Source organism: Micromonospora sp. NBS 11-29 (assembly GCF_002140155.1).
In the GTDB taxonomy this organism is placed as follows: domain Bacteria; phylum Actinomycetota; class Actinomycetes; order Mycobacteriales; family Micromonosporaceae; genus Micromonospora.
On sequence record NZ_NAPR01000002.1, the window covers coordinates 48,699 to 54,509 of the forward strand.

At 74.0% G+C, this 5,811-nt stretch carries 3 protein-coding genes and 2 pseudogenes; all 5 read left to right on the top strand.

Annotated elements, in window-relative coordinates; genetic code table 11:
- Positions 1-116 precede the first annotated feature (116 nt).
- The 5 genes and pseudogenes from B1205_RS00230 (at position 117) to B1205_RS00250 (ending at position 5,752) form a co-directional block, all read left to right on the top strand.
- Positions 117-2,899, top strand: a pseudogene (locus B1205_RS00230) (Na+/H+ antiporter subunit A).
- On the top strand, positions 2,896-3,375 hold the full coding sequence (locus B1205_RS00235) for a Na(+)/H(+) antiporter subunit C (protein ID WP_089153764.1): 480 nt from the start codon (positions 2,896-2,898) through the stop codon (positions 3,373-3,375). The pseudogene B1205_RS00230 and the gene B1205_RS00235 overlap by 4 nt, the downstream one beginning before the upstream one ends.
- Positions 3,372-4,842, top strand: a pseudogene (locus B1205_RS32820) (Na+/H+ antiporter subunit D). The gene B1205_RS00235 and the pseudogene B1205_RS32820 overlap by 4 nt, the downstream one beginning before the upstream one ends.
- Positions 4,839-5,492, top strand: coding sequence for a Na+/H+ antiporter subunit E (locus B1205_RS00245; protein ID WP_089153765.1), 654 nt, complete (start codon positions 4,839-4,841; stop codon positions 5,490-5,492). Before B1205_RS32820 ends, B1205_RS00245 begins: the two are co-directional and overlap by 4 nt.
- Positions 5,489-5,752 (top strand): monovalent cation/H+ antiporter complex subunit F, encoded by a 264-nt coding sequence (locus B1205_RS00250; RefSeq protein ID WP_089153766.1) that lies wholly within the window; start codon positions 5,489-5,491, stop codon positions 5,750-5,752. The genes B1205_RS00245 and B1205_RS00250 overlap by 4 nt, the downstream gene beginning before the upstream one ends.
- Positions 5,753-5,811: the final 59 nt, after the last annotated feature.

A 5,811-nucleotide genomic window follows, 5' to 3' on the forward strand; every position in this document is an offset into this window, starting at 1 on the left:
TGATCACCGGGCGGGGTGGGTTTCCGGAAAACGGCCCGGTCGGGTGGGGAAGTGGCGTCTGATCGGTCGTGCCCCCAGCGTGCCCCGGCGCGCTGTCCCCACGACCGGGAGTGCGCGTGCTCGTCCTGCTGATCCTGCACCTGGTGGCGGCGCTGCTCGCCCCGCCGCTGGTCCGCAGGTGGGGTCCGCGCGCGTGCCTGCTGCTCGCGCTCGCCCCGGCCGCCACGGCCGGCTGGGCGGTGGCGCACACCGGGGCGGTACGCGACGGCGGCGCGGTGGTCGAGACGTACCCCTGGGTCTCGCAGCTCAGTCTCGACCTGGCGCTGCGGGTCACCACGTTGTCCTGGCTGATGCTGCTGCTGGTCGGTGGCGTCGGCGCGCTCGTGCTGGTCTACTCCGCCCGCTACTTCCCGGCCGGGTCGGTCGGCCTGGCCCGGTTCGCCGCCGTCATGGTCGCCTTCGCCGGTGCGATGCTCGGCCTGGTCGTCTCCGACGACCTGTTGCTGCTCTACGTCTTCTGGGAGTTGACCACGGTCTTCTCCTACCTGCTGATCGGGCACAGCACCGAGCGCCGGTCCAGCCGGTGGGCCGCCGCCCAGGCGCTGACCGTCACCACGCTGGGCGGGCTGGCCATGCTGGTCGGGTTCCTGCTGCTCGGCCACCGCGCCGGGGACTACCGGTGGTCGGCGATCCTCGCCGCGCCGCTGCCCGGCGGCGGTTACCTGATCGTCGCGGTGCTGCTGATCCTCGCCGGCGCGTTGACCAAGTCCGCGGTGTTCCCCTTCAACGGCTGGCTGCCGGTGGCGATGGCGGCGCCCNCGTCGGACTGCTCGGCCCGGCGCTCGCGCCGGTCGGGCCGTGGCGGCCGGTCACCGTGGTCGCCGGCCTGGTCACGCTGGTCGTCGGCGGGTGGGCGGCGCTGCGCCAGACCGACCTGAAGCTGCTGCTGGCGTACGGGACGGTCAGTCAGCTCGGGCTGCTCGCGGTGGCGCTCGGCGCGGGCACCCCGCAGGCGGCCCTGGCCGGGGTGGCCATGCTGGCGGCGCACGCGTTGTTCAAGGCGGCGCTCTTCCTCGTCGTCGGCATCCTCGACCACCAGGCCGGCAGCCGGGACCTGCGGGACCTGTCCGGGGTGGGCCGCCGCGCGCCGGTGCTGGCCACGGTCGCCGCGCTTGCCGCCGCCTCGATGGCCGGCGTGCCGCCGCTGCTCGGGTTCGTGGGCAAGGAGGGGGTGCTCGCCGCGTTCACCGACCGCCCGCTGGTGTTGGCGGCGCTGGTCGCCGGCAGCGCGCTGACGGTCGCCTACAGCATCCGGTTCCTCTGGGGCGGGTTCGGCACCCGGCCGGGCACCCCGGACGTCGAGCTGGCCCGGCCGCCCGCCGCGATGCTCGTACCCCCGGCTCTGCTCGCCGTGGCCGGGCTGGTCGCCGGGCTCACCGTCGGGTGGCTCGGCGGCCTGCTCGAACCGTACGCCGAGCTGTTCGGCCCGGTCGAGGAGCACCTGGCGCTCTGGCACGGACCCACCGTGGCGCTCGGCCTCTCCGCCCTGGTGCTGGCCGGCGGCGCGGTGCTGCACCTGGTCCGCGGCCCGCTCACGCCCGCGCTGGCCCGGCTGCGCTCGCCGATCTCCGGCAACCAGGGGTACGAGTGGGTGACCCACCGGTTCGACCGGTTCGCCATCGACGTCACCGGCGCCACCCAGCGCGGCTCGCTGCCGCAGTACCTGGGCACCGTGCTGGTCACCCTGGTGCTCGTGCCGGGCGGGGCGATGGTGGCCACCGCGCCCTGGCGGGTCGCGCTGACGCCCTGGGACACCCCGGCGCAACTGGTGGTCTGCGTGGTGCTCGCGGTCGCCGCGGTGCTCGCGGTCGGCGCCCGCCGCCGGCTCACCGCGATGCTGCTGGTCGGGGTGACCGGCTACGGCACGGCGATGATGTTCGTCCTGTACGGCGCGCCGGACCTGGCGCTCACCCAGTTCCTGGTGGAGACCGCCACCATCGCCGTGTTCGTGCTGGTGCTGCGCCGCCTGCCGGAGCGCTTCTCGGCCCGTCCGTTGCGCCGCAGCCGCTGGGTGCGGCGGGGGATCGGGGTCGCCGCCGGGCTGGTGACGGCCGGTCTGGCGCTGACCGCGGCCGGGGCCCGGCGGGCGCCGTCGATCTCCGCGGCCTTCCCCGACCTCGCCCTGACCGAGGGGTACGGCCGCAACGTCGTCAACGTGACCCTCGTCGACATCCGGGCCTGGGACACGATGGGTGAGATCTCGGTGCTCGTGGTGACCGCGACCGGGGTGGCCAGCCTGATTTTCGAGCGCTCCCGCACCGGGCCGCGCCCGCGCCGCCCCCGCGCGCCCGTGTTGCCCGCCGCCGACCGGGGCACGGTCTGGCTGCGTGGCGGGCAGACGCTTCCGGAGCCGCGGCGTTCCATCGTGTTCGAGGTGGTCACCCGGGTGATCTTCCACACGGTGCTGCTCTTCTCGCTGTTCCTGCTCTTCTCCGGGCACAACGCCCCCGGTGGCGGGTTCGCCGGCGGGCTCGTCGCCGGCCTCGCCCTGATCCTGCGCTACCTCGCCGGCGGGCGGTACGAGCTGGCCGAGGCGGCGCCGGTCGGCGCTGGCACGGTGCTCGGCGCGGGCCTGGCCATCGCGGTCGGCAGCGGGGTGCTCGGCCTGGTGCTCGCCGGTGAGGTGCTGCAGAGCGTCAAGGTCGACCTGTGGCTCCCGCTGGTCGGCCACTTCTACCTGGTCACGTCGCTCATCTTCGACATCGGCGTCTACCTGGTGGTGGTCGGGCTGCTGCTGGACATCCTGCGCAGCCTCGGCGCCGAGGTGGACCGGCACGTCGAGGCCGCCGGTGAGCCGGGTCGCGGGCTGACCGTCCAGCGCGAGGGACCACCAACATGACGCGGGGCGCGCACGGGCCGACGCTGGTGCTGGTGCTGGCGGTCGGGGTGCTCGTCGCCACCGGCGTCACGCTGCTGCTGGAACGCAGCCTCACCCGGATCCTGCTCGGCATCATCCTGCTCGGCAACGGGGTGAACCTGCTCATCCTGCTCGGTGGCCGGTCCGGTGCCGCGCCGCTGTTCGGCACGGCGCCGGCCGCCGCGATGAGCGACGCGCTGCCGCAGGCCATGGTGCTCACCGCCGTGGTGATCACGTTCGGGCTGACCGCCTTCCTGCTCGCGGTCGCCTACCGGAGCTGGTACACCAGCGGCGACGACGAGGTGCAGGACGACCTGGAGGACCGGCAGATCATCCGGCTCGCCGAACACGACGAGCTGGCCGCCGCGGACCTCGGCGGCGAGGGGCCGGACGGCGACCCGGAGCAGGTCGACCCGGAGCCGGCCCGCCGTCGGCTGCGCCGGGACGAGACGACATGAATTCGCTGACGCCGCTGCCGGTGGTGGTGCCGCTGCTCGGCGCGGCGCTCACGTTGATCCTGACCGGGCGGCCCCGGTTGCAGCGGTCGATCAGCGTGCTCTGCCTGTCCACCGTGCTGGTGGTCGCGGCGGTGCTGCTGGTCGAGGCGTACCGGAACGGGCCGGTGGTGGTGCGGGTGGGCGGCTGGCCACCGCCGGTCGGCATCGTGCTGGTGGCCGACCAGTTGGCGGCGCTGCTGCTGGTGGTCTCCGCCGCGGTGACGCTCTGCGTGCTGCTCTACTCGATCGGGCAGGGCCGGGGGGAGATCGGTGAGACCGCGCCGGTCAGCATCTTCCACCCGACCTACCTGGTGCTGACCGCCGGCGTGACCAACGCCTTCCTGGCCGGGGACCTGTTCAACCTTTTCGTCGGCTTCGAGATCCTGCTGGCCGCGAGCTTCGTGCTGATCACGCTGGGCGGCACCGAGACGCGACTGCGCACCGGCTCCACGTACGTGGTGGTCAGCATCCTGTCGTCGCTGATCTTCCTGTCCGCCGTGGGACTGGTCTACGCGGCCACCGGCACGTTGAACATGGCGCAGCTCGCCGGCCGCCTGGACGCGCTGCCGGACGGCGTACGCCTGGCCCTCCAGCTCACGCTGCTGCTCGCGTTCGGCATCAAGGCGGCGGTCTTCCCGGTCTCGGCCTGGTTGCCGGACAGCTACCCGACCGCGCCCGCGCCGGTCACCGCCGTCTTCGCCGGCCTNCACCGACACGCTGCTCTTCCCCGGCGGCCAGGTCGCCGGCCTGCTGATGGTGGTGGCCGGCCTGACCATGGTGGTCGGCATCCTCGGCGCGGTGGCCCAGTCGGATGTGAAGCGGCTCTTCTCCTTCACCCTGGTCAGCCACATCGGCTACATGATCTTCGGGGTGGCGCTGGGCAGCCTCGCCGGCCTGTCCGGGGCGATCTTCTACGTGGTGCACCACATCACCGTCCAGACCACGCTCTTCCTGGTCGCCGGCCTGATCGAGGAGCGGACCGGCAGCACCGACCTGCGCCGGCTCGGCGGCCTGGCGCGCATCGCACCGGTGCTCGGCGTGCTCTTCTTCGTCCCGGCGATGAACCTGGCCGGCATCCCGCCGTTCTCCGGGTTCCTCGGCAAGCTCGGTCTGCTGCAGGCCGGTGTGGCGGCCGGCGGCGCGCTGCCCGCCGTGTTGGTCGGCGCCGGGGCGCTGACCAGTCTGCTAACCCTCTACGTCGCGTCCCGGGTGTGGAACATCGCGTTCTGGCGGGCCCCGCAGACGACCACCCCTCCGGCCACCCGGCTGCCCGTGCTGATGGTCGGGGCCACCACCGCGCTGGTGACGATCGGTGTGCTGCTCACCCTGGCGGCCGGGCCGCTGTTCCAGGTGACCGCCGACGCCGCCACCGACCTGCGCCAGCGCACCCCGTACGTGCGGGCCGTCCTGCCCCGGGAGGTGCCGTGACCGACGACCTGCCCCCGGGCCGCGGCGCCGTCGGAGAGCCGCCGGAGGGCGCGTCGCCGGCCGCGCCGGCACCCGACCCGCCCGCGCCGAGGGTGGGCCGGGGCGGACGGTGGCGCGACCAGGCCGTCGCGCTCGGCTGGCTGGTCGTGGCATGGTTCCTGCTCTGGGGCGACGTGTCCGTGGGCAACCTGCTCACCGGCCTGGCGGTCGGCGCGGCCGTGCTGTTCTTCTTCCCGCTGCCGCCGGTCACCTTCGGCGGCCGGTTACGTCCCGGTCCGCTGCTGGTGCTCGCGGCCACGTTCACCGCGGAACTGGTCAGCGCCAGCCTGCACGTCGCCGCCGTGGCGTTGCGCGTCGGCTACCGTCCGCGCGGCGCGATCATCGCGGTGCCGTTGCGGGTCCGCACCGACCTCAACCTGGCGCTCACCGCCGAGGTGATCTCGCTGGTGCCGGGCACCCTGATCCTCGACGTGGACCGGGCGCGGGGCGTGCTCTACGTGCACGTGCTCGACGTGCGCCGGCCCGAGGACCTGACCGGCAGCCGCGACCGCGTGCGCGCCGTCGAGCGGCGCATCGTCCGCGCCGTGGGCTCTCCCGCCGAGGTACGCCAGCTCGACCTCGAACCCGTCGAACGGAGGAACCACCCATGACCGCCCTGCTCGCCCTCACGTTGACCGTGCTGCTCTCGGCCACCGCGCTGCTCGCACTGACCCGGATCTACCGGGGCCCGTCCCTGCTCGACCGGATCATCGGCGCCGACCTGCTGCTGGCGGCCATGCTCGGCGCGGTGGGCGCGGAGGCCGGGGTGAACCGGCACCCCGCCACGCTGCCCGTGCTGGTGGTGCTCTCCCTGCTCGGCTACATCGGTTCGGTCTCCCTGGTCCGCTTCGCCGTCCGGACCGAATCGTGAGCGTGAGGAGTGAGCCGGGTTTGCGAGCCCCGCAGTCGCGAACGGAAGGAGGTCCAGCG

Bases quoted from the DNA above. Each gene is read 5' to 3' on its own strand.
- B1205_RS00235 (WP_089153764.1), top strand. From the start codon at position 2,896: ATGACGCGGGGCGCGCACGGGCCGACGCTGGTGCTGGTGCTGGCGGTC.
- B1205_RS00250 (WP_089153766.1), top strand. From the start codon at position 5,489: ATGACCGCCCTGCTCGCCCTCACGTTGACCGTGCTGCTCTCGGCCACC.